We start from the raw sequence: 24158 nt of genomic DNA, 5'->3' as shown, positions 1-24158 counted from the left end.
GTCACACGCAGAGTGGTTTGTTATTCAACCAGCTGTTATTCCCTAATACACTTATTACGCTCTCCCAGAGTGCCCCAGTCGACCCGCGGCACTCGTGACTCAATCATGAACGATGTCGAACCTAAGACGGACGAAGAGAGCCCATATGAGTGCTTCGAGTGTGGGGCTATCGTCGTCACAGAAACCCATCCGATGACGTGTCCTGACTGTAATGCCTCGATGCGAAATCGGCGGACACCCATCGAGTAACGATGCCATCGAGCTCGAATGCGAGTCGTGAGGCCGCCGAACGACAGGACAAAGAATCACCGGTGTCGGAGTCGGCGCTCGAAACTGCTCGCCGACAGTTGCAGCACGCTGCTGCGTCTCTCGACATCGACCCCAATATCGTCGAACGGCTCAAGCACCCAAAGCGAGTGCAAGAGGTCGCAGTACCCATCAAGCGCGACGACGGGAGCGTCGACGTGTTCAGCGGGTATCGAGCGCAACACGATAGCGTCAGAGGCCCCTACAAAGGTGGCCTGCGGTACCATCCAGACGTGACGAGAGACGAGTGTGTGGGGCTGAGCATGTGGATGACGTGGAAGTGCGCAGTGATGGACCTCCCGTTCGGGGGTGCCAAAGGCGGCGTCGCCGTCAACCCAAAAGAGCTGTCGAAGGCCGAAAAAGAGCGACTCACTCGCCGGTTCACCGAAGAACTTCGTGAGATAATCGGTCCGAATCAAGACATCCCCGCTCCGGACATGGGAACCGACCCACAGACGATGGCGTGGATGATGGACGCGTACTCGATGCAAGAAGGTGAGACGACACCCGGCGTCGTCACCGGAAAACCGCCCGTCATCGGCGGGAGCGAGGGCCGCGAAGAAGCCCCTGGTCGAAGTGTCGCGCTCATCACGCGACTCGCCTGCGAGTACTACGACCGCGACCTCGACGAGACGACCGTCGCAGTCCAAGGCTACGGCAGCGTTGGGGCAAACGCAGCACGCCTCCTCGACGAGTGGGGCGCGACCATCGTCGCAGTCAGTGACGTGAACGGTGCTCTGTACGACCCGAATGGCATCGACACGACGTCGGTCCCGTCTCACGACGAGGAGCCAGAGGCCGTGACGAGAGACGCGGACACCGTCATCTCGAACGACGAGTTACTGACCCTCGATGTGGACGTGCTCATTCCCGCCGCACTCGGGAACGTCATCACACAGGACAACGCAGCAGACATCGAGGCGGACCTCGTCGTCGAAGGTGCCAACGGGCCGATAACCGCAGCGGCCGATTCCATCCTCGAAACGCGAGATGTCGCGGTCATCCCCGATATTCTCGCGAATGCCGGTGGTGTCACGGTCAGCTACTTCGAGTGGTTGCAGGACATCAACCGACGGGCGTGGTCCCTCGAACGCGTGTACGACGAACTCGAGACAGAGATGGAACGTGCGTGGCGTGCCGTTCAGACGGAGTTCGAACGCCACGACGTGACGTGGCGAGATGCAGCCTACATCGTGGCGCTGTCGCGCATCGCAGCGGCACACGAGACACGAGGGCTCTGGCCGTAGAGGCTGCACTCAGTGTACGGGCTGCGTGTATACCCAAAAAGAAATTCGCGTGTCACCGCACCGTCGGGGGCGACTCGAAGACTATCGCCGCCGTACGAGGAACAGCCCTAACACGAGGAGTGCAACCACCGCACCCGCGGCTTCGAATCCCGGGACCGACCCGAGAGTTGGCTTTTCGCTGACGGCGTAGATTCGGTTGTCAGTGAACGCCTCGGAGCCGCTTTCGTGCCATTCGGCGGTGTTCCCATCGACCGTATCGGCGTTCGAGTCGGTGATTTCACCGGGCATCGTCAGGTAGTAGTCGACGGCGAATCCGCCAGACAGCGCGCCGGAGTAGCCTTCACTCCCGTCCACTGCAGCGGCGCTCTCGTTGACGAACGTGGTGTCTTCGTACGTTATCTTTCCGTCCTTCGTCGTGACGTTGATGCTGCTGTTTCCGTCGGGGACGAAGTTCTCACGCGTCAGCGTCAGCGTGACTTGGTCGCCGTTGAACTCTTCTGTGTACTCGATGTCCTCCTGCTCGCTCTCGTTGAAATCGGAGAGAATCGAATCTTCGACGCTGTCGTATCCTTCCGTCTCGGCCGACTCTTCGAGGTAGCCGTAGGCCGTTCGGGACATGTTGATTTGGTACGTTAGCTCTCCGACCTCACCGCTTGCCTTGACTTCGGAGTGGACAGTGACCTGCGCACACCCGGCGAGGACCAAGAGGAGTGCGAGACCGGCGAAGGCCGCTGTCTTTCTGTGGGGACGTTCCATGACGAGAGATATTCGTCTGCACGATTATAAACAGTCATCTATTTGTTCGTTTTCGATGCAGAGGCGAGCCGAGTGATTCTCATTTCTGCCGGACTGTCGCGTACTCTTATATCTCTCGACGGGCACACACCCAGACGTAGCTATGAAGAAGGTCCTCGCGAGCATCGGAATCGGCAACGCCACCGTAGACACCGTCCTCCCCTCTGAGACGGTCCGACCAGGAGAGACAATCGACGCGGAAGTCCACATCACGGGCGGAAACGCCGAACAGGAAGTCGGCGCGATTCAGTTCGAAATCGAAACCCGATACCGGACCGAAGACGGGTATCAAGAGGCCGATATCGGACGGTTTAGCCTTGCAGACGGGCTGACTATCGAACCCGGTCAAGAAGAGCGACGGCCGGTCTCCATCGACATTCCGTACAGTACGCCGATTACCGTCGGCCAAATCGACGTCTGGATAGAGACGGAACTCGACATCGACCTCGCGGTCGACCCCGAAGACAAAGACTACCTCGACGTGCAGCCGACCCCGCGACTCCAAGCCGTCTTCGACGCGATGGACGACCTCGGATTCTCGCTGCACAGTGCAGAGTGCGAGGCCGACCCCTACGGCCGCTACACGTCCCAGCAGCGATTCGTCCAGGAGTTCGAATTCCGAGCCACGTCCGGTCCCTTCCGCGGCACACTCGACGAGATAGAACTCGTCGCCCAGCCGGGGCCGAACGAACTCACGCTCTTCCTCGAAGTCGACCGCCGCGGTGGACTCTTGAGCGAACTCACCGATATGGACGAACAGACGGTGCAGACGACGATTCGGTCGGACGACAAATCGACGGTGCGCGAGGAATTAGAACGCCTCATCGAGAAACACGCCTGACGACGCGCACCGCTCGAAAACCCCCGATTACAGGATTCAAGGAGAATGCCTGACCCTTCAGGGTCAGGATGAATCTATTTGAACCAACCGAACAGCGACCAGCCACCGTCGTCATCGTCGCGCTCGTCGTCGGCCGCTTCCAACTCGCGTCGCCGCGTGCGTTCTTCGGCCAGTTCGTCGCGTAACCGGTCGTTCTCCTCGACGAGTGACTCCACGCGCTCTTGTAACTCGTTCAGGCGGCGTTCGCGGTCGCCGGAGTGGTTGCCGGTGTTGTCGCCGGAGTGGTCAGCTGCGCGAGTGTCCGCGTGGTCATCCGAGTGCGCACCCGACGTGTCGTCTGCATCCGCGGCTGACGCTGTGCCAACGTCTCGGGTGGTATCGTGCTTGTCTGAGTGGTCGTGCTTGTCTGAGTGGTCGTGCTTGTCTGAGTGGTCGTGCTCGTCCGGGCGATTGCGGTCGCGACTCGTTTCCTCGGAGGGGTCCGACGCTCTCGGCTCGCCCTTCGACGCCGTCCGACGGACTGCACTGGAGAATCCCGACGGGTCGTAGAACTCGGTCGCCTCTTCGAGAGCGCGAGCAATCAGCTTCTCGCCGTAGGTCTCTCCGTCTGCGAAGTGGACCTCGTCCCACTTCCCGCGGTAGAGCCCGGATTCGCGAAACAACCGGTCCATCTGCTCGGGGTCGCCGCCCGTCCAGAACGCCAGTATCGAACACAGTGCGCTATCGGCGTCTTCGCGGCTGTCGTAGGCGTCGGCGTCGCCGGCCCACAGCCGTCTGAACTCCAAGCTGTTCGCCGTGTTCGACGCCCGCTTGACGACCATTTCGTCCGTGAGGTCGTTCCCCGGCGCGTCGAGAGCCGCCAGCGAGGTCGACTGTGTCGAGTCGACCTCAGCATCGACGGGCGATGGCACGTCTGGGGACTCACCCGACTCGACGTACGCCTGATAGATGGCTGTGAGTTCGGCTGTCCTGTCCGCGACACGGTCTGGCGTTTCGTCCACTCTGTCACCGGTGACTGTCAAGAAGCGAGCGCGCTCGTACAACTCCAACCCGCCGGTTCGGTCGCCACCCGGCGGGAGCGACCCGCGAACGATGACGTGATACCCGGTCCCCGCCGAGTCGACCTCGGTGTAGGAGTCCAACCGGTCGACGATGACCTGTGCCCAGTCTTCGGTCGCGCCCGTCTCGCGCTCGCGGCAGGCGTCGAGCGCGACGCCGACGTAGGGGTCCTCGTCTGTGAACACGAATCCCACACCGTCGGCCTCGCCGGCTGTCGCGTAGGCCAGTGCCTCGTCGAAGGTAGTCCACGTCGAGGCGTCCGTGGCCGACGCGTAACCGCCGTTCACGTCCAGCGGAACCTTCGTCTCGTTCCCACCGGTCGTCTGCGTGCGCCAGCCAACCCACTGCGGTCTATCGAGAAGCTCGTCCGGCAGGGCTGCCCGCGTTGGGAGTGGTGGCGTCATCGATACCGTTTGTCTGACGGCACCCAAGTAAGGTGTTTCGCGCCCAGCGGAGACACCCGTCTCAGGCGACTCTCGGCGTCACCTCCAAAATACCGCGCAGTTATCGGGCGTGTGTTTCGGCCGGTACCGACACGTTCGGGACCCGGACTGTGGCAATCGAACCGCAGGACTGGCGATTCTCGAACGTCACGCTCCCGTCGGCGATATCGACGCCCCACGTGACGAGCCACAGACCGAGTCCGCTGCCGTGTTCGAGCGGGGACTCTTCGCCCTGCGATAGGACGCGACGCTCGTAGTCACCGATTCCGTCGCCGTTGTCGACGATTCGTATCTCGACTGTGTCCTCGACCACGCGGGCAGACACCTCGACCCACGGCGCGTCGGCCGAGTTGTGTTCGACGCTGTTTTCGACGAGGTTCAACACGACCGGTTTGAGGACGGCCGAGACGGAGGCGTCCGTCGGCGCGTCGCCGACGACGACGCGGGCCTCGGGATACTCGGCAGCCACGTCGGTCACACAGGAGTCGAGCAGGGTGGCGACGTCACGCGGTTCGACCTCCGACCAGTCTCGCTCGAAGAGTTCGACGACCATCCGCCCCTTGTCGCCGACGTCGATGATTCGTTGCGTGCGCTCCTTGATGAGGCGGCTCTCGTGTGCTTCGTCGCCGTCTGCGAGCAGGTCTGCGTAGCCCGCGATGAGGTTCGCCTCGGTCCTGAGGTTGTGCCGGAGCACGCGGTTCAGTACTTTGAGGCGCTGGCGCTCGCGCAGGATGTCACTCACGTCGTGAAACGAGATGACGCGGCCGAGTGGCCGGTCGTGAACGTCGTCGATTGGAACGATAGAAACGTCGTAGCGGTCGACACCGCGGTCAGAGTCGATAGACAGTGGCGTGGACAGCGCGCCTTCGGCGGGGAAGGTGTCGTAGGAGGGAATGACACTGGTCGCCGGTGAGCCGAGTGCGTCCGACGGTGTAACGCCGAGTACCTCGGTCGCCGGTTCGTTCATGTCGACGACCGTGTCGTGGCGGTCGACGACCACCGCGCCGTCGTGCATCTTCGTGAACACGAGTCGGCGCGCCCGGTGTGTCGGCGAGGGGCTCGCACCGAAGAGTCGGAACCGCGTGACTGCGGCGAGGTACGCGACACCGGAAACCGAGAACGCGACGGGCGTCGGGTCGAGTCCAGAGGTGTCGTAGAAGCCGAGCAAGAAGAACACGTTGCTCATCCACGGCGCGAGCGTGCCGAGGAGGAGCGCGAAACTCTGGCCGCGGAACGGTCGTGCGTCACTCGACAGCAGACTGAGAATCGGGATGCCACCGAACAGTCCGAGAAGGTAGGTGTAGCCGGTGATGACCCAAAACCACGGGCCGACAGTTCGATGGATGCGGAGAGACCCGTTCTGGACGAGCAGGCGGGATTCGCGGTAGAATAGGTCGTGGTACTCGCCGGTCAGCGTGAGGACGATTGTGAGCGCCGGGACGAGCGAAACGAGAACGAGATATCTGCATTGGAGGTACTCGTCGCGGCCAGTGTACTGCAAGGCGAACGCGAGCCACGCCACGGGGATGACGACGACGCCGACCCACGAGACATCGACCCAGAGCATCTTGGCCTGGAGGGTCGTCGCCTGTACCTGGAGGACGAGACAGGTCGACCACCAACTCTGTCCGGCGAGCATGGCGACAAGCGGCAGCGAACCCGGCTCTGGACGAGCACGCCATGCGGTGAGCGTCGCCGCCACACCGATGACGATAGTGGCAAACAGCACCACAGTGAGCGGGGTAATCGGCACCATGTATGGGCGGTACATGGCCATCACACTATAATAAACACCAGCAGACACGCGAAAACTTGTTTAGTTGTTATCGTGTTTCGTGGTCGGTCAGAGTGCAAACGGGACGAGGGCGAGCGCGACGACGACGTACTCGGATTCGGCCGCGATTGTGAGGAGTTCCTCCTTGCTCGTTCGGCCGACGAGCGAGGTTACTGTCAGCGAAAACGCAAGTCCGAGGAGAAGCGCACCCACGAACATGGCGTCGAGCACCCCGGTGACAGCAGCGGCGACGAGGACCGACGCAGTGAGCGCGTCGACGCCGAGGAGGACGTGTCGCGTCCGATGCACACCGAGAACGACGGGGAGCGTCTCGACGCCAATCTCGCTGTCACCTGCGGCGTCGCGGACGTTCGGAATCTCGACGTTGACGAAGATACCGAGGAAGAAGTAGACGAACATGACGGCGGCAGCGGGCGTGAAGGGTGCGTCCGCGAACGCCAGTGGGAGGACAGTCAGTGTCAGCGCCCAGGCGAACGCGACGACGAACGAGTTGACGAGAAGCACGTCTTTCAGCCTGCGGAAGTGCGACGTGACCGATGGAAGCCACTCCGAGGCGTAGAGAATCCAGAACACGCCGGGGAGCAGCGTAATCGCCAGTGCGACCGGGCCGCCGAGGACGGCGAGTGCGATTGCGAGTCCGTACGACAGCGAAACCGCGTGTTGGAGCACGCGCTCGTAGCGTTTGATAAACGCCGTCCGTTCGGGATTCGTCGCCGCGTCGGTGTCGGCGTCGGCGATGCGGTCGCCCACGTAGACGGCGAACGTAACGAGTCCGACGACGGCAGGCGCGAGCGTGACTTCCAACGAGAGTGCGGCCGTCACGAGAAGCACCTGCACCATCGCGATAACGGCGAGATACGCCGAACTGTACCTGAAGGCCGTAATCACTCCCTCAGCAGGGTTCGTAAACCACTGCGTAGACTCTGTCTGAGAGGGTGCCGGGTTCGAGACGCCGCCTGCGACTTCTTTTGCATCTCCTGACATGTATTACCCGCGGCGAGGGACAGGGGTTCCGCCGTGACACCCGCCGATAGTGACACATCTAGTTTTATTACATTCAAACATTTCGACATAGGTTGATTATCCCTATTTACCACATTTATAAAGGGTATAAGTAAGGTCGAATCCTATCGGCGGAGAACACCTCGGCAAAGAGACTGCCAGTTCACGGTCGGCAGGCTCGACAAAAGAGCGGCACGACGCAGCATTGCCGAAACGATAGCGGTAACTCAGGAATGTTGAGAAGAGAGTGCAGATGACCGGGCACCCATCTGCACTCCACGGACACTGGGGGAACGAACCCCATATACGCAACCCAAGTGCAGGTAACTACCTGCGATAGCCCCAATGCTCTCCGGTGTTAAAACATTTTTCAATTGTCATTTGCCGGGTGACATCCCATATCACGGATTCGGACGTGCCGCTAGCACGTAAATATTGTGGCGGTATACACCAATGGCATATGGTGATGCGCCGGCAACAAAGGCGGCCGAGGCTGTCGGTCAGTACCGCGTCCCGCCGTGTGCGACGTCGTCTGCCTCGTCGCGCCCGGGCAGTTGCTCGTCGTCATCGGCGAGGGCCGATTCGAGACCCCACTCTTCGGCCCGGGCCTGTGCTTCTGCCCGCGCCTCCGACTGGATTTGCTCGATGGCCTCCTGGTCGGAGAGAAACGCTTCGAGCGCGCTCTGGTCGCGCCCCTCGTCGCGTCTCGATTCGGGGGCGGCATCGAGCGTCCGGTCCGACAACCGTTCGTCGCCAGCGAGGACGCGCGCAGGTTCGCCCGGCGACACCCGGAACGCCTCAGTTTCGTGCGCCTCTGCGAGGTCGTCGGCGTCGACGGCGTGGACCGCGACCCGATGGGGACCTGTAACTGCGAAGCCCTCCAGTCCGTCGCGACCACCCTCGTCTCGTTCGGTGTCGTACGCGAGGACGGGAATCCCGTCTTCGAACGTCACGATGCCGCGCGTCGACTCACCGAGCAGGAGTGCGTCCTGTGGTTCGAACACGACGTAGCCGGTCAGTCCCTCGTCGAGAAACTCGGCGAGCGCGTCGCCGGGGTCGTCGACGACGCGTGACCGGAGTAGTGCACCACGCGGAATTCTCATACTCGCTCGGGGACGACGGCGCTTCGGAATCGCTCGGCGACGTCGTGTTCGTCGCCATCGCGAACGTCGAGCCGTGCCGCCGCCTCTCTGAATGCGTCCGCCGCCGGGTCGTCGGGGGCGTGCGCCAAGAGCGGTTCACCCGACCGCCGCGCGGCGCGGACGGCGTCACTCTCCGGGACTGACGCGAGTGTCTGCCCGCCGAAGTACCGTCCCGCCTGGTCGGCGATTTGGTCTACGTCCTCGTCGTCGCGGACGCGGTTGAACACGACACCCGCCGTCTCGGTGCCGTAGGAGTGGGCGTACTCCTGGACCTTCAGCCCGTCAGAGAGTGACGGCACCGTCGGTTGGAGGACGACGACGATTCGGTCCGCGAGAACGATGGGAAGCACGGCACTCTTCGAGCCGAGTGCGGCGGGTGAGTCGAGAAGGAGCACGTCGGTGCCGGCGGCGAGTTCGGCGACCACGTCGCGCAATCGCTTCGGGTCGGCCGCTTCGAACGCCGTGAGGCTGGTTCCACAGGGGACGACCGACATGCCGAACCGGTCGTAGACGGCGTCTTCGACCGCCGCGTCTCGGTCGGCGATGAGCAGGTCGTGTAAGGTGACGTCGGCATCGTCCAACCCGGCGTGGAACAGCAGGTTCGCCATCCCCGTGTCGGCGTCGATGACCGTCACGTCGTACTCCTCTGCGAGTGCCATCCCGAGCGCGAGCGTACTCGTGGTCTTGCCCGTCCCGCCTTTCCCGCTGGCGACGGCGAACGCCTCTACCATGCTCTCTGGTGGCCGGTGTCGGGTGTTAAGTGTTCGGAAGGAACTGGCCGTCACTGCCGCCGCTGCCACTGCTGCCGTCACTGCCGCCGCTGCAGTCGAATCCGATGCAGACGGCGTTCAAATCGCCTCGGCGAGCGCGTCGAGGAGCCTGTCGTTTTCGCGCGGTCGGCGAACGGTGATTCGAACGTGTGAGTCCAGCGACCGATAGTATCTGGCGTCGCGAACCGCGAGTTCACGCTTCCGCGTCTCGTGAAGGACGCGGTCGACGTCCGGTGCTTCGAACAAGACGAAGGCGCTGTCGGACGGAGACGGGTCGTAGCCGAGACGACGAAGTTCGGAGACGATTCGGGGTCGCTCGGTCTCGACTCGCGTGCGAGTCGCTTCGAGGAACTCAGTTTGGCGCAGGCAGAACGTTGCGACGTCGACTGCGGGCTTCGACAGCACCCACGTACAGCGCGCGCGGTCAAGTTTGTCCCGGAGGTCGCCCGTGGCCGCAGCTAACCCCGCTCTGAGAGAGGGGACACCGAAGACGTTCGTCACCGAATGGAGTGCGATGACACCGTCCAGACCGGCCGTACTCGGCAGTCGGGTGAACCCGAGTTGCGATTCGTCGACGAGGAGTGGGGTGCCTGCACAGCGACACATGTCGACGAACGCCCGAAGTTCGTCCGCCGAGTACGCCGCCCCCAGTGGGTCACTCGGATAGCTCAGCACGACGGCGGCGTGTTCTTCGGGGTCGACGGTGAGCACGTCCTCGTACGGGACGTGATACGGCTCACCGCCCTGCAACCTGACCTCGCGGGCGTATTCGCCGGAGCAGGGCTCCGGAATCACCACCGATTCACCGGGCGAGACAGTCACACCGATAGCGAGGCGCAGCGCCCCGATAACGCCCGGTGCCGGAACGACGTGTTCAGGGTCGCACCCGACGAAATCGGCGGCCGCGACGCGGGACGCGGCGTAGTCGTCCAACGCGTACCGCCGAGACGTAGAGAGGGCAGATTCGTAGACGCCAGCGAGTCCCGAGGGGCGTTCGGGATTCGCCCCGAGACTGAAATCAACGAGCGAGTAGTCGGCAGTTCCGCCGTGCGTCACTGGGTCGACGTCTGAAACGGAACTGGAGTCCATGACCACATGCTAGATATGAACCATATTCAAATCTTCCTCACAGACCGACTGGGTACCACCGACGATTCGATGGAAAAACAGAGGTTTTTCTGTCTAATCTGTTCTCTACTCGCACCTCCTGGCGGCCACCCACGCGAGAGCAGTCACGGGTACCACGTCGTCCCTCGTCAGTTAGTCGGCGTTCGACCCCGTCAGTTAGTCGACGGTCGAGACGGTCGCGTGTTCGTCTGCGACGACGCCGTACGCTGCCTCTGCGACCGACGTGGGAAGCTCTCTGTCGGCGTATCGCGAGTCGAGGCTGGCGAGAATCGCGTCGCGCACGCAGACGCGGGTGGCGTTTCCGACCTCGGTCGCACTCCCCGAAAACGATGCAGTCTCACCCGCAGGGTCGCAGGCGGCCACGACGGCGTCGGTCGTCGTTCCGGGCGACCCACATCGCGAAAGCAGTGTCGCCGCTTTCGCCTCGGCGGCCACCGCGACGAGATTCGGCAACGCACCGGGCGCGAGCGACCGCGTCGTTCCGACGACCACGTTCACGGTACCGAGTTGCGGCCCGTCGGAGTTCGACGAGTCGTCAGCGACACCACCGACTGACTCATTCTCGCACCCTCCGTCACGGAGGCCCTCGACCGGAAGTTCGGCGGGGTTCGAGACACCCGCGGTCGCGACGACCTCGACGGGCCCGAACCGTGCCCGGCGAGCATGCTCCTGGTCGACGCCGGTGAGCAGTGCCGGACCAACGTCAGCAAAGCCTGCCTCGGCGAGTCGCTCCTCGACGTACGTATCGAGGTCCGTCTCCGGCCAGCCCTCGGGAACCGAGATGTTGTACACGACGTTCCCGGTGGACTCGCCGCCGTCGTATCCAGTCGAGAGCCACCGTGTATCGGGCCGGAAGATTCGACAGACACCGTCGCGGCCCGTAACGTCAAACATCCGTGAGCACCCGAAGCAACTGGTCGTTTTCGTCCGGGCGCTTCACGGCCACGCGGACGTGCGAATCGAGCGTCGGAAACGTCGTCGCGTCGCGGATTGCGACGCCTCGCTCGCGCGCCGTTTCGACCACGGTGGCGACGTCGCGGTCACCAACGTCGAGCAGGAGAAACGGTGCATCCGACGGGGACACGTCGAAGTCGTCCGACAGGGACTCGCGGAGTCGTTCGCGCTCGGCCGCGACTCGCTCGCGGGTCCGAGAGACGAACGCCTCGTCGCGCATGCAGTGGGCACCCACTGCGGCAGCAGGGGTCGAAAGCGACCACGAGCGCCGGGCAACTGCGAGTCGCTCGCGGAGTCCCCCGACCGCGACGGCGAATCCGGCGCGGATACCCGGCAGCCCGAACATCTTGGTCAGCGAGCGCGCGACCACGGCGCCCGAAGCACCAGCGAGACTGGGCACGTCGGTGAAGTCGAGAAACGCCTCGTCGACGACGAGAACGGTGTCCGACTCGCGGCACCGGGCGGCAAACTCCCGAAGCGCGTCCGGGGATGCAACCTCTCCGGTCGGGTTGTTCGGCGTGCAGACGACGGCGACCTCGTGGGGTTCGGGGTCAGCGTCGAGAATCGCGTCGTGGGCGACCGGAACCGGTTCGGCACCCTGTAGCCGAATCTCTCGGTGGTACTCGCCGAAGCTCGGTTGCGGAACCAGTGCCGAGTCACCCGGACCGAGCGTGACCTCGAACGCGAGGCGGAGTGCTTCGAGACCGCCCGCGGTCGGAATCACGTCGGCGGGCGAACAGGCCGGCTCAGTCTGGTCGCGCGAGACGTACTCCGCGGCGGCGACCCGAAACTCCCGATACTCGTCGTCCGGGTAGCGTGTGGCGTCGTCGAAGGCGGCCGCGTACACGTCTCGAACACCGTCGGGACGCTCCGGGTTCGTGTTCGCGCTGAAGTCGAGGACGGACGTGTCCGTGGTTCCGCCGTGTGGCACGCGAGTCGCGCGAGAGACGGCGTCAGGGTCCATCGGCGACCTCAGGCATCGTCTTCGACCACGTCGGCGTCGACAGCCTCCGGGTCGAGACGCGAGAGTACGTCCAGCGTCGCCGCCTCGACGTCGTCGAGGACGCCCATCCGGTCGGCGAGCATGAGCGCGCCGCCCATACACGCGCCTTCCTTGGCCTCGCCAGCGGCGTATCGGTCGAGCGGGTGCGACTCGAACTCGGGGTCGGTGACGACGAGGTCGAGGTCGAACGCCTCGGCCGCGTCTTCGAGATGCGGCACGTCGGCGGCGAGATAGCTGGTCGTCGCAAGTGACAGGTCGCCGACTGCACCGGCGTGCCGGGCGAGCGCCGCGGCCGTGAGTAGTTGCGTGCCACCGCCGAGTGTCACCTCGATACCCGATTCGAGTGCGCCGACAGTCAGCCCGGCGACGACAGGGAGCACGGGGTCGCCGAGGTATCGAGCGGCGCGTTTGGGGGTGTGCGCCGCGTCGCCCGACGAGAGGCTGCTGGCGTCGAACGCGTCGGCGACGACCTCTTCTTTGAGGTCGGTGGGGTTCTCCGGGAGCGACGAGGAGACGCCGAAGTCTTCGCCGAGCGCGCGGAGGACGGCCATCGCCGTCGTCGTCCCGCCGGGGACGGTCTCGCCGATGACGAGTTCGTCTTCTGGAAGCGTGGTGGCGAGTTGGCGGGCGGCCTCGAACGCACCCGGCGCGGTCGGAACAGGTTGTTCTTCGCGGATGTCGCGGCCGGGCATCGCGCCCACGTCGATAGTCGGCGCGCCAGTCGGCTCCGAGAGTCCGCCGTCGACGACGAGCGCGTCGAATCCGGTGAGTTCTCGGACGGCGCGCGTGATGGCTGCGGGCGTCGGACACCCTGTCGGACTGACCGGCGTCACCGGCGAGCGGACGGTCTGGCCGAACTCGACGATTTCGGCGTCGGCGCTCGGCGTGTGACCGACGAGCGACGGGTCGGCACCGGCGGCGCTGATGCCGGGAATCTTCGCCGTCTGGGTCGTTCCGGCGACGAGGATTACTCGCATCGGTCCTCCGCGAGTGCGATGTCTGTCTGACGGTTCACGTTGAGTGCGAGTTTCGGGTCTGCAGTGAGGTACACGGTTGAATCGGAAGTAGCTGTGTTCGTCGAATCTGTACGTTCTTCTGAGTCTGTACGGTCTGCTGCCTCGGCACCGACGATTCCCAACCCAGTCGGACACACCTCGCGCCCGCGGTGTTCGAAGACGACTAAATCGTCGACACTGGCTCCGAGCGACCGCTTCAGCGACACCGGCACGCACGCGGTCCGGGTCGCGCCAGCGGCATCGTCGATGAGGTCGTTCACGTGACTCGGCTCCAAGAGCGGCAAGTCGGAAACGACGGTCAAAACCGGGCGACTGACTCGTTCGAGGGCGAATCCAAGGTCGGCGACGTAGCCCTCGCCGGGTGCGTCGATGACCGCGATATCTCTCATCTTCGCGTGAGCGCGCGTGTCGGGCGTGTGCGGTGAGACCACTGCGTGAATCTGGTCGATGCGTGATTGCCGAAGCGCGTCTACGACGCGGTCGAACATCGGTCGGCCACACACCTCGACGAGCGGCTTTTCGACCGACGCGTCGAGGCGAGTTCCGAGGCCACCGCACATCACAAGAGCGTCCACGTCACCACCCCCACGTGAATTGCAGTCGCCCGCGCGAGTTCGTTCGTCGCGCCGATGAGGTCGCCCGAGACGCCGCCAAGGTGGTTCCGTCCCCACGAGCGAACGACGAGGGCGACAAGAGGGCCGCAGACAAGTGCGGTAAATACAGCAGCCTCGCCCGTCAGCGGGGCGAGTGCGACCGCCGGGAGACACGCGACAGCGACGCGGAACAGCCCGAGTGGACCGTTTTCGCTGACCAGTGCCGAGCCCAGTCCCTCGTGGGCCGGGTCGCCGAGGCAGACGAGCGTCGCCATTCCAGCTTTCGCGCCGACCTCCGCAGCGACCGCGATTGCGACGCCCGCGGTGAGCGCCACACGTCCGGCAGCACCTGCAAGACCGAGCGCACCGAGTGCGAGAACGACCAGCGTCAGTCCGAGCGCGAGAAGGCCGCCAACGCCCGTTTGCGAGTCTTTCAGTACCGACATCCGGCGTTCGTCGTCCCCGTGGACGACAGCGGCGTCGCCCAAGTCGGCGAGGCCGTCGGCGTGAGTGACACCGGTCACGAGGTACAAGACGACCAGATACAGCGCGGCAGCGGTCGAGACCGGCAGTGGAGCGATAAGCGGCAGGGCTGCGAGTCCGCCGACGACGTAGCCGACCAGTGGAAACGCGACCGGCGAGCGTCTGAAGGCGTCCCACTCGGTCTCGCCACCGCCAACCGGGAGTCGTGTGAGGAACCCAAGCCCACCGCGAACTGCGCTCAGAACCATGCAAACACCTCCACGGGGATGGATACACTCCTCGTTGGCGACAGCCACGCGACCACGCCCGCGAGCGCGAACGCGCTCAGGCCTGCACGTGAGACGAGTCGAACTCCCCGTGCAGCCGTCTCCGAATCCGGGAAGTCGGGTCCACCGTCGAGGCAGTAGTGTCCGGGTTTCTCCAGTCGCGTCCCGAGAAGGACCGCGAGCGTCGCCATCGGCCATCCGGAGTTGGGTGAGGCCGGTCGTCGCGCCAGCGACCCCACGCGCCCGAGGACACTCGGAGACCCGCCGACGGCGGCGAGTAAGACAGCCGACACACGGGCGGGAAACCACATCGTCGCGTCGTCGAGTCGGGCCGGAACGCGACCGACCGGCTTGTGATGGTAGCCGAGCATCGAATCGAGCGTGTTTACGGCCTTCACCCACGCTGCCGCGCCGGTTGCGAGGGGAAGCGAGAACGGGACGACGAGCGCGAACGCGAGAAGCGGCGCGACCAGCCCGTCCGCGAGATTCTCGGCCGCGCTCTCGACGGCGGCGCTTCGAATTTCGCCTGCCGACAACGATGCCGGGTCGCGTCCGGCGAGTGCACGGAGTTCCGTTCGAGCCGCCTCGACGTCTGAGGCAGTCACCGAGACGACAGCCTCGGTCGCGTCGAGAAGCATTCGGAGACTCGTCGTCGAAAAGAGCACGAGCGCGGCGACGGTCGCACCGACCCACGGAGAGACGGACGAACCGGCCAACGTCGCAACTGCGACGACACCCGCAGCCAGCGCAGGTAGCGTAAACGCGGCACACGCACCCACAACCGTCGGAGACGACCACTCTCGGTCGAAGGGTGCGACCACACGTCCGAACAGGGCGACCGGGTGGACGCTGGCCGGCGGTTCGGCGAAAAGCCGGTCGAGCACTGCGGCGGCGACCACAGCGACCGCGGCGGTCACGGGCATGGACCGTCACCTCGTCGTATGCGGGTTGCGAACGCGTCCAGCGTCGTCTCACGGAGGTTCACGAACTGCCCGCCGAGGGCCTCGATACCGCCGTCTGTCGCTGGGTCGTCGCCGACGTGAGTCACGTCCGAGGGGTCGACACCCAGCCCGCGGGCCGAGGCTTCGAACGCCTGTTCGTGCGGTTTTCGCCACCCGCAGGCGACGCTCGTCGTGATATCGTCGAAGTCGCGTCGGCCGAGGTCCGACCGGATGAGCGTCCGCGAGACGAGTTCCGGGACCGAGCAGTTCGACAGCAAGCCGACCGGGCCACACTCGCGGGCCGCCTCGACCGCAGCGACCGCGCCGGGGCGCGTCGTCACTTCGGGGTCGAACGCGTTGACGACTGCCCGGCGGGCCGCGTTGTCGGGAGACGTAGCGCCGCGCGAGCGAAGCGCCGCAGCGACGTGCGCCGGAAGCGGGACTTCCGCGCCCTCGGGAGCGTCGATGTGGACCTCACGGTACGCGTCGTCCCAATCGTCCGGAACCGAGACGCCGAGTTCGGAGAGCGCGTCTGCGACGGCCGAACTGGGGCTGTCGGGATACGCGACGTCGACGAGCGTGCCGAAGAGGTCGAACGTGATGGCCACTAGAATTGCATTGGTGAAACTCTACTTGAAGATAGCGAAGCGGGTGGTTCCGCGCCGCTCACCGAGAAGAGAGAAGAGCGTCAGCGTTCGACAGAGAGCGTGTTCGACTCGATATCGCGGGGGAAGTACGTGAGCATCTCTGTCCCCGAGTTGGTGATGGCGACCGTGTCCGAGTGACGATAGCCGGTCGTCTCGGTGTAGAGTCCCGGTTCGATAGTGTAGACCTGTCCGGCGGCGATTTCGGCGTCCGACTCGGTGAAGTCGGTCTCGTCGTCGAGGCAGTGGTCGGCCCAGCCGCGGTCGATGTACGGCGGTTCGTGCGCGCCGAGGCCGATGTTGTGTCCGACGTGGTGTTGTGCGAGGTCGGTGACGCCCTGCTCTTCGAAGTACTCCCAGACGAGATGGTCGACGTAATCGACCGGAACGCCCGGCCCGAGCGCGTCGATGGCGATGTCTTGCGCCTCCAGCATGAGTTCGAAGTAGTGTTCGTCCTCGTCGGCGGGGTCGCCGAGGAACATCGTGCGCTCCAATTCGGAGTAGTAGCCGTCGACGATGGCCGTCGCGCCGGTGATGATTGCGTCGCCCTCCGAGAGGCGTTCGTTCGGCGTGTGCCCGTGCGGGAGCGCGGTTTCGGACCCGGAAATGTAACCGGCGTGGACTGGGCCACCACCACGGGTTCGTGGCACGTACCGACCGCCGAGGGTGTCGAGCATGGCTCGCGACGCTTCCATGGAGGCACGCTGTGAGACCGTCACCGGGTGCGCGCCAACCTCGGTGAAGTCAGCGAGGTATCGGTGTCCCAGATTGGCCCATCGGGCAGACTCACGAATACAGGCGATTTCGGCGTCGGTCTTCTCCCAACGCATTCGCGGCACCCACTGCTGTGTCGTCACCTCGACGAACTCCGAGAGAGCGGGACCCTGATAGCCCATCACACCGGGTGCGCCGTCGGCGTCGGCCGCGACGTGGTCTACACCGAGCGCGTCGAGTGCGTCGGCGAGTGCCTCCATCGGATTCCCACCGGGGTAATCGAAGTACGTGCGCACGCGGTCGATTTGTCGGACATCGCTCGCTCGTTCGAGTTCGAGTCGTGGTCCGACGAGTTCGACTCGGTCGTCGGTGACGACGAGCGCGACGGGACGTTCGGTCTGGATGTTGTGAAACCCGGACAGGTACTCGATACTCGTCGCGCTGAACCAGACGCCGGCGTTTGCGTCGGTGTCGGCGAGGTTGCCGCGAACGGCGTCGAGCCGAGTGGCGAATTCGCTCGACGGGAGACTTGGAGACATATTCGGAGAAAGTCGACACATGTTGATAAGCAGACTGATGAATCGTGATGGATTCGTGGTACGAGGGAGTCGACGACGGCTAATATATTGTTTCGCGTAGGCGCGTTTCTCGCGCGCGTCGCTCAGCAAAACAAATAGCGACCACGTGATTTCAATATATCGACAGTCGTCCCCACGACATGGGAGACAACATCTCGACGGTTCTCTTCGACCTCGACGACACGCTCTGTGAGTACCGTCGCTCGGAAGCAGACCGCCTCGCGAACGCGTTTACGATGGTCGGCGTCGAGCCGTTCTTCACACCTGCAGACGTAGAACGCCTCGTTCCCACTGTCAACGCGGAGAGTCTGCTCGACCTCCGGTTACAGGTCTTCGGCGTGCTCGCGAAGGAGAACGACCGCGAACCAGCCACCGCTCGGAGGCTCGCTCACGCGTACGAAGACCCGGACCACACGAACGTCGTCTTCTGTGCGGGAGCGTCAGATGCGCTCGACACCCTCTGTGACGACTACAAGCTCGGCCTCGTCACGAACGGTGGGAAAGCAGCTCAACAGGCCAAACTCGACACGCTCGGTATCGCTGATTCGTTCGACGCGGCTGTCTTTGCGACCCCCGAGTCGGCGGTGAAACCCGATACGGACCCGTTCGAACGCGCACTTCGTGAACTCGGTTCCGAACCAGACGAGTCAGTCCACGTCGGCGACTCGCTGGCGTCCGACGTTGCGGGCGCAAACGCGGCAGGTCTCACGTCTGTGTGGGTGTCGTGGGGGCAGATGCCGGAGAGCTGTACGGTGCCTGATTATACGGTGCGGGAGACGGGTGACGTTGGAAGCGAGTTGTGGCGGTCGTAACCTCCCTCCCCGATTTGAACTCACTCGCAACGCTTCGCGTTGCTCGCTGCCCAAATCGGGTCGAGACGGACGTTTCACTGCTCACGTTGTTCGCAGGAAAAGTCCGCTCTCCCCGATTTGAACGGGGGACAAGCCGATCTACAGTCGGCTGCTCTGCCAGGCTGAGCTAAGAGCGGTCACTGAATTCTACCCGGTGGGCAGTTTTAACCATTTTCATTCGCCGCGAACCAGACGTGTGACTCGCGTCCGACGGGAGCGAACATTGATAAGGAACCCAGATAATCTCGGAACAGATGACGAAAATCACGTTCCGCGCCGACGACGCTCTCGTCGGGCGATTGGAGGACCTCGACACCTCCAAGAGCGAGGTGATGCGCGAAGCCCTCCGCCAGTACCTCGACCAGATGGAACGTGACCAGACCGACGCAGACGAGTCCGACGGTCAGCCGACGGACTTCGACGACGTGCTGACTGCCCGCGTCGACGAACTCGTCGAACGCCGATTGGAAGAACGGCTTCCCGCGTATCTCGACGACGCCCTCCCCAACCACGAGCATGGCAATTCGTCTGAAGTTACTGTCAACATTAACGTCGACGGTGCAGACGGCGATTCGGACGTAAACACGGAGTACGAGCCCGAAACAACGGCGAATGCAGAACGTAAGACACCCGCTGGGCCGGGTGACGACACGCACCACGAGACGGCACGGGCAGGCAACGTCCCGGAAGCGACCGAACTAACGTGTGGACAGTGCGGCGAGTCCATCGAGGGAGACCACGTCTACTGTCCGAACTGCGGCGAGAAGGCGACCCAACGAGTATTCTGCGAGTGCAATGCTGAACTTCGGTCTGACTGGGCGTTCTGTCCAGACTGCGGCCGTCGGACGCCGGCAGCAAACGTTCTCGAAGGACCATAATCCCCGGTTAAATACAGTATATAACCCATTCAAGTACTGTCTTACAACCGCCGTTACATTTATATCCCGTCGCTTTGTGGTGACTATCGCGTAAGACGGTTGTCTTACACCCTCCCGATGGGCACCCCGAAACGGGCGCTGTCCGTCGGTTTTGGGACGTATGACACTCGCACTCACGTGCGGCGCGCCGTCTTACCGGGGGAATGTAAACATGGAGCGTGTGACACTACGAATTCCGAAGCAGCAGATCGAGGAGGTCGAGCGAATGGTCGAGACGGGAGAATTCCCGAACCGGTCTGAAGCCATTCGGTCCGCCGTCCGCGATATGCTCAACGAACAGACAGCCGATAACCGCCAGCGCGAATCTACCAGCAAGCGCAGCTGGGCAAAGGTGTAATCATGCAGGATATTGTTCGCGAGGCGATGGAGCGGGACGAAGCAGAACGCCAATCGAAGATGTCGTCTGACGACGACGACCAGTTTGGTGACCCGCGTATCGTCATCGTCGGTGCTGGTGGTGCCGGTAACAACACCATCAACCGGCTCTACAATATCGGCGTCGAAGGTGCTGACACGGTCGCTATCAACACCGACAAGCAGCACCTGAAGATGATCGAAGCGGACACGAAGATACTCGTCGGCAAGTCCCTGACGCAGGGACTCGGTGCCGGTGGCGACCCCTCGATGGGCGAGCGCGCTACGGAGATGGCGCAAGGCACCATCAAGGACGTCCTCGGCGACGCCGACCTCGTGTTCGTCACCGCCGGCATGGGTGGCGGAACCGGTACTGGTGCGGCACCGGTCGTCGCCAAGATTGCCAAAGAACAAGGAGCTATCGTGGTCGGCATGGTCTCGACGCCGTTCAACGTCGAGCGTGCCCGGACGGTCAAAGCAGAGGAAGGTCTGGAGAAGCTTCGCAACGAAGCCGACTCCATCATCGTCCTCGACAACAACCGTCTCCTCGATTACGTCCCGAACCTGCCCATCGGTAAGGCGTTCTCGGTCATGGACCAGATTATCGCCGAGACCGTCAAGGGCATCTCGGAGACCATCACCCAACCGTCGCTCATCAACCTCGACTACGCCGACATGTCTACTATCATGAATCAGGGCGGCGTCGCGGTGATGCTCGTCGGTGAGACACAGGACAAGAACAAGACCCAAGAAGTGGTCAACGACGCGATGAACCACCCGCTTTTGGACGTCGACTACCGGGGTGCATCCGGTGGCCTCGTCCACATCACGGGCGGCCCCGACCTCACACTGAAGGAGGCCGAGGGAATCGCGAGCAACATCACCGAACGACTCGAAGCGGCTGCGAACGTCATCTGGGGCGCTCGCATCCAAGACGAGTACAAGGGCAAGGTCCGCGTGATGGCTATCATGACCGGTGTCCAGTCGGCACAGGTCCTCGGTCCGACGACGCAAAAGCAGGCAGACAAGTCCCGCCAGAGCATCCAAGGTCAGGGACAGAGTCAGAGCCAGCAGCGTCAGGAATTCGATAGTTCGCAACGTGCCGAGACGGCGCAGAGCGGTACGTGGTCCGACGGCGGTCGCGACGAAGTCGAGAAGAACAACGGTCTCGACGTAATCCGGTAACGCCCTGTCGGCCCCGCTTTCGATACCGCCGCGTCCGTCCGACACGGCCGCGGATTACCTCTCTTTGTTCGATTTTCAAACGCTGAGCTGTGCGGCTTCGACGGAGCGTCTGTCAGAATAGTCGCCGCCGAGACGTACTGCGTGGCTCGGTCAGACTGCTTCTATCGACTCGATAAGACGGCACTTCCGGCACACGTCACCTGCCGTCTTCGACCCGCAGCGTTCGCAGTCGTTGAGGTTCACTTGCCCGTCACCGCGGTATTCGCGGGCGGTCAACTCGGCGAGTTCCTCGTAGCCCGCCATAATCGAGTGCCGAGTACCGGGGTGGTTCTCTTCGAGTTTCAAGAGCAGTTGTTGAATCTCACCGCGATACGCTTCCGAGGAGTGGGGACACTCCGTGATGTGCGCGGGGAGGTCCTTGAGGTGGGCGTAGAGGGCGACTTCCTTCTCGGGGATATCGCGCAGCGGCTTGGCTCGCGGGATGAAATCACCCTCGTCTCGACGCTTGTCGAACGCCCCGATACTGGCGTCGAAGTGCTTTGCGACCTGTCTGACGTCGCCTTCGAGGAAGTTCATCAGCGCCGTCTGAGCCTCGTCGTCGAGGTTGTGGCCGGTCAGCAGTTTGTCCGCGCCGTACTCGTCGGCGAAGGTTTCGAGCAGGTCGCGTCGGAAGACGCCGCAGTAGGCGCACGCGGCCATGTTCTCGGGGTCTTTCTCGACGACGTCGTCCATCCGAACGCCGAACTCGTCTTCGTACGACACCATCTCGTGGCGCATGTCGAGGTCGTCGGAGAGTTCGACGCAGGCGTCGACCGACTTGTCGCGGTAGCCTTCGATGCCCTCGTGGATGGTGAGCGCGATGAGTTCGATTCGCGGGTCGCGCCCGAACGTCTCGTCGAGGATGTGGGTGAGCACGACGCTGTCTTTGCCGCCCGAGAGGCCGATAACCCACGTTTGTGGGTTCTCGGGACTCGCGTCTCGGGGGAGCATATCGTCCTCGCGGATGCGGCGGCGGACTCGTTTCTCGACCGAGGCACAGAAGTGGTCCTCACAGAGATGTGCCCCGGAGTAAGCCGCGTGCATTACCGCGTCGCGGCCGCACTTGTCGCACTCCATTGCCGGTCGCTTGCTCGGCAGTAGGGATACGGGTTTCGCCTCGGAGTGGCTGGCAGTCTGTCGCCCCTGTGTGAGATGACAGCGTACCCGACGCGAAACCGGTTTCCCCCTCGAACTCCCACCGTCACGCGATGGACAGAGACGCTGCCCTCGACCGCGTCGAAGCAATCGTCGATGCGGTCGAATCCGAAACGCTCCCCGTCCCCGTTCGCGAGGTGTGGGTCTACGGCGACGTCGCGCTCGGTCTCGACCCGCTCGACCGACTCGACGTGTACGTGACGAAAGACATCCTGCTCCGCGGCGACGGCGATGCGGCCGCCGAATTCGAAGCCAGCCACGGCGTGAAGGGCGTCGGAAAGAGCGTCCGCGCCGAGTGGGCACGGGAGAATCCCGACCTGCTCCGGGCGAATTCGAACGGTTACGCCGCCCCCGAGAAGTGCCTCGCCGCGCACCTGCTTCCGGACGACGAACCAATCCACCTCGAAGTGTGTAACGCCTCCTTCGAAGACAACGTCACACAGCGACTGAAGGGCGCGATGGCCCGCGAGAAGTACGAACAGATTCTCGATCCACGCGGCGTCTGTCTCTACGCGGATGGCCAGCGCTCGCCGAACGCGATGGAGAAACTTCGCAACGGTGAGTTCGCGTTCCCGACGCTCACCGGGGCACTAGAGATGCTCGGCGTCGACGACGACGAAGCCGACGTGGCCGTCGAAGCGATGCGCGAGTACCGCGCCGAACAGACCGGCGCGACCGTCCGCGGCGACGTGGTCTGACGCCGAACGTGTCGTCGGTATTGTCTGTCGCGATAATTTTTATGTAGTTTTGAATGACACATGGTAGTATGAGTCCCCCAAGTGAGAGTTCAGAAAACGGATGTCCGAAATGCGGACACGCCGAGACGGTGATGGACGAGATTGCAACGTCGGGGACTGGCGTCTCGCAGATGTTCGACATCCAAAACCGCCAGTTCACCGTCGTCTCGTGTGCGAAGTGCGGGTACTCGGAGCTCTATCGAGGCAGTTCGAACGGGAACTTCGAAGACCGATTCTTGGAGTGACCGCGTTTTATCCAATCTGTTCACACGAACTCGTCACACACGGCCAGTCGTCACGTCGAACGGGACGACCTCTGCCCGGCGGTACTCCTCATCTCGAATCTGTCTGACGACGTCGCGGCCCATCTGCCGCCACTCGCGTCGGACTGCCTCGTAGGAGTCGTCGTCGCCGAGGCCGCGCCGAAGGTCCGCCTCGTGGCGGTCGAGTCCCTCGCCGGTCGCCTTCTTCGCCGCGCTCCGAACGTCGTACTCGTCGTACGGTGGCTCGACGACCTTCCGATGGTGGTAGCGTCGCGTGCCGACGACCGACAGTCCGGCGTCGGAAAACAGGTCAGACACGCGCTCGCCGAGCGCCACGTCCGTCTGGACACCGTCGAGAAAGGCGTCTCTGACGCGGCGTTCGAGTTGGACTTCGGCATCGACCGTGGAATCGACCCCGACGGCGGCGTTGTCGGGTTCGACCGTCGCCACGAGGTCAGACGAGACGCGAGCGAACTCCGACAGCGCGGCCGCCGGGTCGGGCAGGTTCACGAGGAGTGCCTGACAGACGACGAGGTCGAAACTGTCGTCGCCGAAGGGAAGTCGCGTGGCGTCACCCGCGACTGCCTCGATTCCCGGACGCTCGGAAGCGACCGAAAGCAGGTCGGTGTCGGCGTCGACGCCGACGACGCGCGCGTCGGACGACTCGGCGAGGACGCGCGTAAACTCGCCCGTCCCACAGCCAACGTCGAGGATGCGCTCGCGCCCGTCGAGGTCGAGGTCAGAGAGTGAGGCGCGCGAGTCGTCCCACATCCCCTGTCGCGTCCGCCGGAGATACGATTCCGAAAAGCGTCGCACACCCGGGTTCGGGCGTGGTGAGCCAAAAATGAGTCGGTGTCGACGACTTCGGCGCAGTCGTCTGTCGTCTGTCTTAGCGTCAGCAGCCAGTCGCTAGTCG

At 63.6% G+C, this 24158-nt stretch carries 26 protein-coding genes and 1 tRNA gene; 9 read left to right on the top strand and 18 right to left on the bottom strand.

Going from position 1 to position 24158, the window contains the following annotated elements; translation table 11 throughout:
• Positions 1–105: 105 nt before the first annotated feature.
• On the top strand, positions 106–249 hold the full coding sequence (locus KU306_RS07640; RefSeq protein WP_258303333.1) for a rubrerythrin-like domain-containing protein: 144 nt from the start codon (positions 106–108) through the stop codon (positions 247–249).
• 2 nt (positions 250–251) lie between these two features.
• Complete coding sequence (gdhB, locus tag KU306_RS07635; protein WP_309138745.1) at positions 252–1553, top strand: glutamate dehydrogenase GdhB; 1302 nt, start codon at positions 252–254, stop codon at positions 1551–1553.
• A gap of 81 nt (positions 1554–1634) precedes the next feature.
• Here gdhB and KU306_RS07630 read toward each other — a convergent pair whose 3' ends face one another.
• Positions 1635–2309 (bottom strand): hypothetical protein, encoded by a 675-nt coding sequence (locus KU306_RS07630; protein ID WP_007544961.1) that lies wholly within the window; start codon positions 2307–2309, stop codon positions 1635–1637.
• Between the two features lie 142 nt (positions 2310–2451).
• Between KU306_RS07630 and KU306_RS07625 the strand changes: the two genes are divergently transcribed.
• Positions 2452–3189 carry a sporulation protein gene (locus KU306_RS07625; RefSeq protein ID WP_007544960.1) on the top strand — a complete coding sequence of 246 codons (738 nt, stop codon included), beginning with the start codon at positions 2452–2454 and terminating at the stop codon, positions 3187–3189.
• 74 nt (positions 3190–3263) lie between these two features.
• Here the strand turns inward: KU306_RS07625 and KU306_RS07620 are convergent, their stop codons facing one another.
• The 14 genes from KU306_RS07620 to KU306_RS07555 all read right to left on the bottom strand — a co-directional run bounded on the left by KU306_RS07620 (position 3264) and on the right by KU306_RS07555 (position 17681).
• The gene (locus tag KU306_RS07620; protein ID WP_258303332.1) at positions 3264–4652 is read right to left on the bottom strand and encodes a phage NrS-1 polymerase family protein; all 1389 of its coding nucleotides are present in this window, start codon (positions 4650–4652) and stop codon (positions 3264–3266) included.
• Between the two features lie 100 nt (positions 4653–4752).
• Positions 4753–6447 carry a histidine kinase N-terminal 7TM domain-containing protein gene (locus KU306_RS07615; RefSeq protein ID WP_425499543.1) on the bottom strand — a complete coding sequence of 565 codons (1695 nt, stop codon included), beginning with the start codon at positions 6445–6447 and terminating at the stop codon, positions 4753–4755.
• Between the two features lie 87 nt (positions 6448–6534).
• A complete protein-coding gene (locus KU306_RS07610; RefSeq protein ID WP_258303329.1) occupies positions 6535–7470 on the bottom strand; it encodes a UbiA family prenyltransferase in 936 nt (311 codons plus the stop codon).
• A 518-nt stretch (positions 7471–7988) separates the two neighbouring features.
• Entirely contained in the window at positions 7989–8591 is a 603-nt protein-coding gene (locus KU306_RS07605; RefSeq protein ID WP_258303328.1) for a DUF8054 family protein, read from the bottom strand.
• Complete coding sequence (locus KU306_RS07600; RefSeq protein ID WP_007544944.1) at positions 8588–9361, bottom strand: nucleotide-binding protein; 774 nt, start codon at positions 9359–9361, stop codon at positions 8588–8590. Before KU306_RS07600 ends, KU306_RS07605 begins: the two co-directional genes overlap by 4 nt.
• Positions 9362–9478: 117 nt before the next feature.
• Entirely contained in the window at positions 9479–10489 is a 1011-nt protein-coding gene (locus KU306_RS07595; protein ID WP_258303327.1) for a pyridoxal phosphate-dependent aminotransferase, read from the bottom strand.
• 195 nt (positions 10490–10684) lie between these two features.
• Positions 10685–11422, bottom strand: coding sequence for an adenosylcobinamide amidohydrolase (locus KU306_RS07590; RefSeq protein ID WP_258303326.1), 738 nt, complete (start codon positions 11420–11422; stop codon positions 10685–10687).
• Positions 11415–12446, bottom strand: coding sequence for a threonine-phosphate decarboxylase (locus KU306_RS07585; protein ID WP_258303325.1), 1032 nt, complete (start codon positions 12444–12446; stop codon positions 11415–11417). Before KU306_RS07585 ends, KU306_RS07590 begins: the two co-directional genes overlap by 8 nt.
• 8 nt (positions 12447–12454) lie before the next feature.
• Positions 12455–13462, bottom strand: a complete 1008-nt coding sequence (locus KU306_RS07580; RefSeq protein WP_007544935.1) for a nicotinate-nucleotide--dimethylbenzimidazole phosphoribosyltransferase — start codon at positions 13460–13462, stop codon at positions 12455–12457.
• Complete coding sequence (locus tag KU306_RS07575) at positions 13453–14061, bottom strand: NTP transferase domain-containing protein (protein WP_007544934.1); 609 nt, start codon at positions 14059–14061, stop codon at positions 13453–13455. The genes KU306_RS07580 and KU306_RS07575 overlap by 10 nt, the downstream gene beginning before the upstream one ends.
• Positions 14061–14825 carry an adenosylcobinamide-GDP ribazoletransferase gene (cobS, locus tag KU306_RS07570; RefSeq protein ID WP_007544933.1) on the bottom strand — a complete coding sequence of 255 codons (765 nt, stop codon included), beginning with the start codon at positions 14823–14825 and terminating at the stop codon, positions 14061–14063. The genes KU306_RS07575 and cobS overlap by 1 nt, the downstream gene beginning before the upstream one ends.
• Positions 14816–15766, bottom strand: coding sequence for a CobD/CbiB family cobalamin biosynthesis protein (locus KU306_RS07565; protein ID WP_258303324.1), 951 nt, complete (start codon positions 15764–15766; stop codon positions 14816–14818). Before KU306_RS07565 ends, cobS begins: the two co-directional genes overlap by 10 nt.
• Complete coding sequence (locus KU306_RS07560) at positions 15757–16392, bottom strand: HAD family hydrolase (RefSeq protein WP_258303323.1); 636 nt, start codon at positions 16390–16392, stop codon at positions 15757–15759. Before KU306_RS07560 ends, KU306_RS07565 begins: the two co-directional genes overlap by 10 nt.
• Before the next feature lie 80 nt (positions 16393–16472).
• Complete coding sequence (locus tag KU306_RS07555; protein WP_258303322.1) at positions 16473–17681, bottom strand: M24 family metallopeptidase; 1209 nt, start codon at positions 17679–17681, stop codon at positions 16473–16475.
• 179 nt (positions 17682–17860) lie between these two features.
• Here KU306_RS07555 and KU306_RS07550 point away from each other — a divergent pair, with 179 nt between their 5' ends.
• Positions 17861–18532 carry an HAD family hydrolase gene (locus KU306_RS07550; protein ID WP_258303321.1) on the top strand — a complete coding sequence of 224 codons (672 nt, stop codon included), beginning with the start codon at positions 17861–17863 and terminating at the stop codon, positions 18530–18532.
• A 102-nt stretch (positions 18533–18634) separates the two neighbouring features.
• Here the strand turns inward: KU306_RS07550 and KU306_RS07545 are convergent.
• Positions 18635–18708: transfer RNA gene (locus tag KU306_RS07545), tRNA-Tyr, on the bottom strand.
• Positions 18709–18825: 117 nt separating this feature from the next.
• Here KU306_RS07545 and KU306_RS07540 point away from each other — a divergent pair.
• From KU306_RS07540 to ftsZ, 3 genes are all read left to right on the top strand, one after another.
• Positions 18826–19449 (top strand): double zinc ribbon domain-containing protein, encoded by a 624-nt coding sequence (locus KU306_RS07540; protein WP_258303320.1) that lies wholly within the window; start codon positions 18826–18828, stop codon positions 19447–19449.
• Positions 19450–19660: 211 nt separating this feature from the next.
• Positions 19661–19846 carry a ribbon-helix-helix domain-containing protein gene (locus KU306_RS07535; RefSeq protein ID WP_007544928.1) on the top strand — a complete coding sequence of 62 codons (186 nt, stop codon included), beginning with the start codon at positions 19661–19663 and terminating at the stop codon, positions 19844–19846.
• 2 nt (positions 19847–19848) lie between these two features.
• Positions 19849–21048, top strand: a complete 1200-nt coding sequence (ftsZ, locus tag KU306_RS07530) for a cell division protein FtsZ (protein ID WP_007544927.1) — start codon at positions 19849–19851, stop codon at positions 21046–21048.
• Positions 21049–21198: 150 nt separating this feature from the next.
• Here ftsZ and ncsA read toward each other — a convergent pair whose 3' ends face one another.
• Positions 21199–22164: a tRNA 2-thiolation protein NcsA gene (gene ncsA, locus KU306_RS07525; protein ID WP_007544926.1), complete on the bottom strand. Its 966-nt coding sequence runs from the start codon at positions 22162–22164 to the stop codon at positions 21199–21201.
• Between the two features lie 131 nt (positions 22165–22295).
• Here ncsA and KU306_RS07520 point away from each other — a divergent pair, with 131 nt between their 5' ends.
• Positions 22296–22940: a DUF7095 family protein gene (locus tag KU306_RS07520; protein WP_258303319.1), complete on the top strand. Its 645-nt coding sequence runs from the start codon at positions 22296–22298 to the stop codon at positions 22938–22940.
• Between the two features lie 68 nt (positions 22941–23008).
• Positions 23009–23224 carry a zinc ribbon domain-containing protein gene (locus tag KU306_RS07515; protein WP_258303318.1) on the top strand — a complete coding sequence of 72 codons (216 nt, stop codon included), beginning with the start codon at positions 23009–23011 and terminating at the stop codon, positions 23222–23224.
• A gap of 33 nt (positions 23225–23257) precedes the next feature.
• Here the strand turns inward: KU306_RS07515 and KU306_RS07510 are convergent, their stop codons facing one another.
• On the bottom strand, positions 23258–24013 hold the full coding sequence (locus KU306_RS07510) for a class I SAM-dependent methyltransferase (RefSeq protein WP_258303382.1): 756 nt from the start codon (positions 24011–24013) through the stop codon (positions 23258–23260).
• Positions 24014–24158: the final 145 nt, after the last annotated feature.

It is taken from the genome of Haloferax larsenii (genome assembly GCF_024730625.1).
Classification (GTDB): Archaea; Halobacteriota; Halobacteria; order Halobacteriales; family Haloferacaceae; genus Haloferax; species Haloferax larsenii.
Note: the sequence above shows the minus strand (reverse complement) of the source record. Positions and strands in the feature narration are given on the sequence as shown.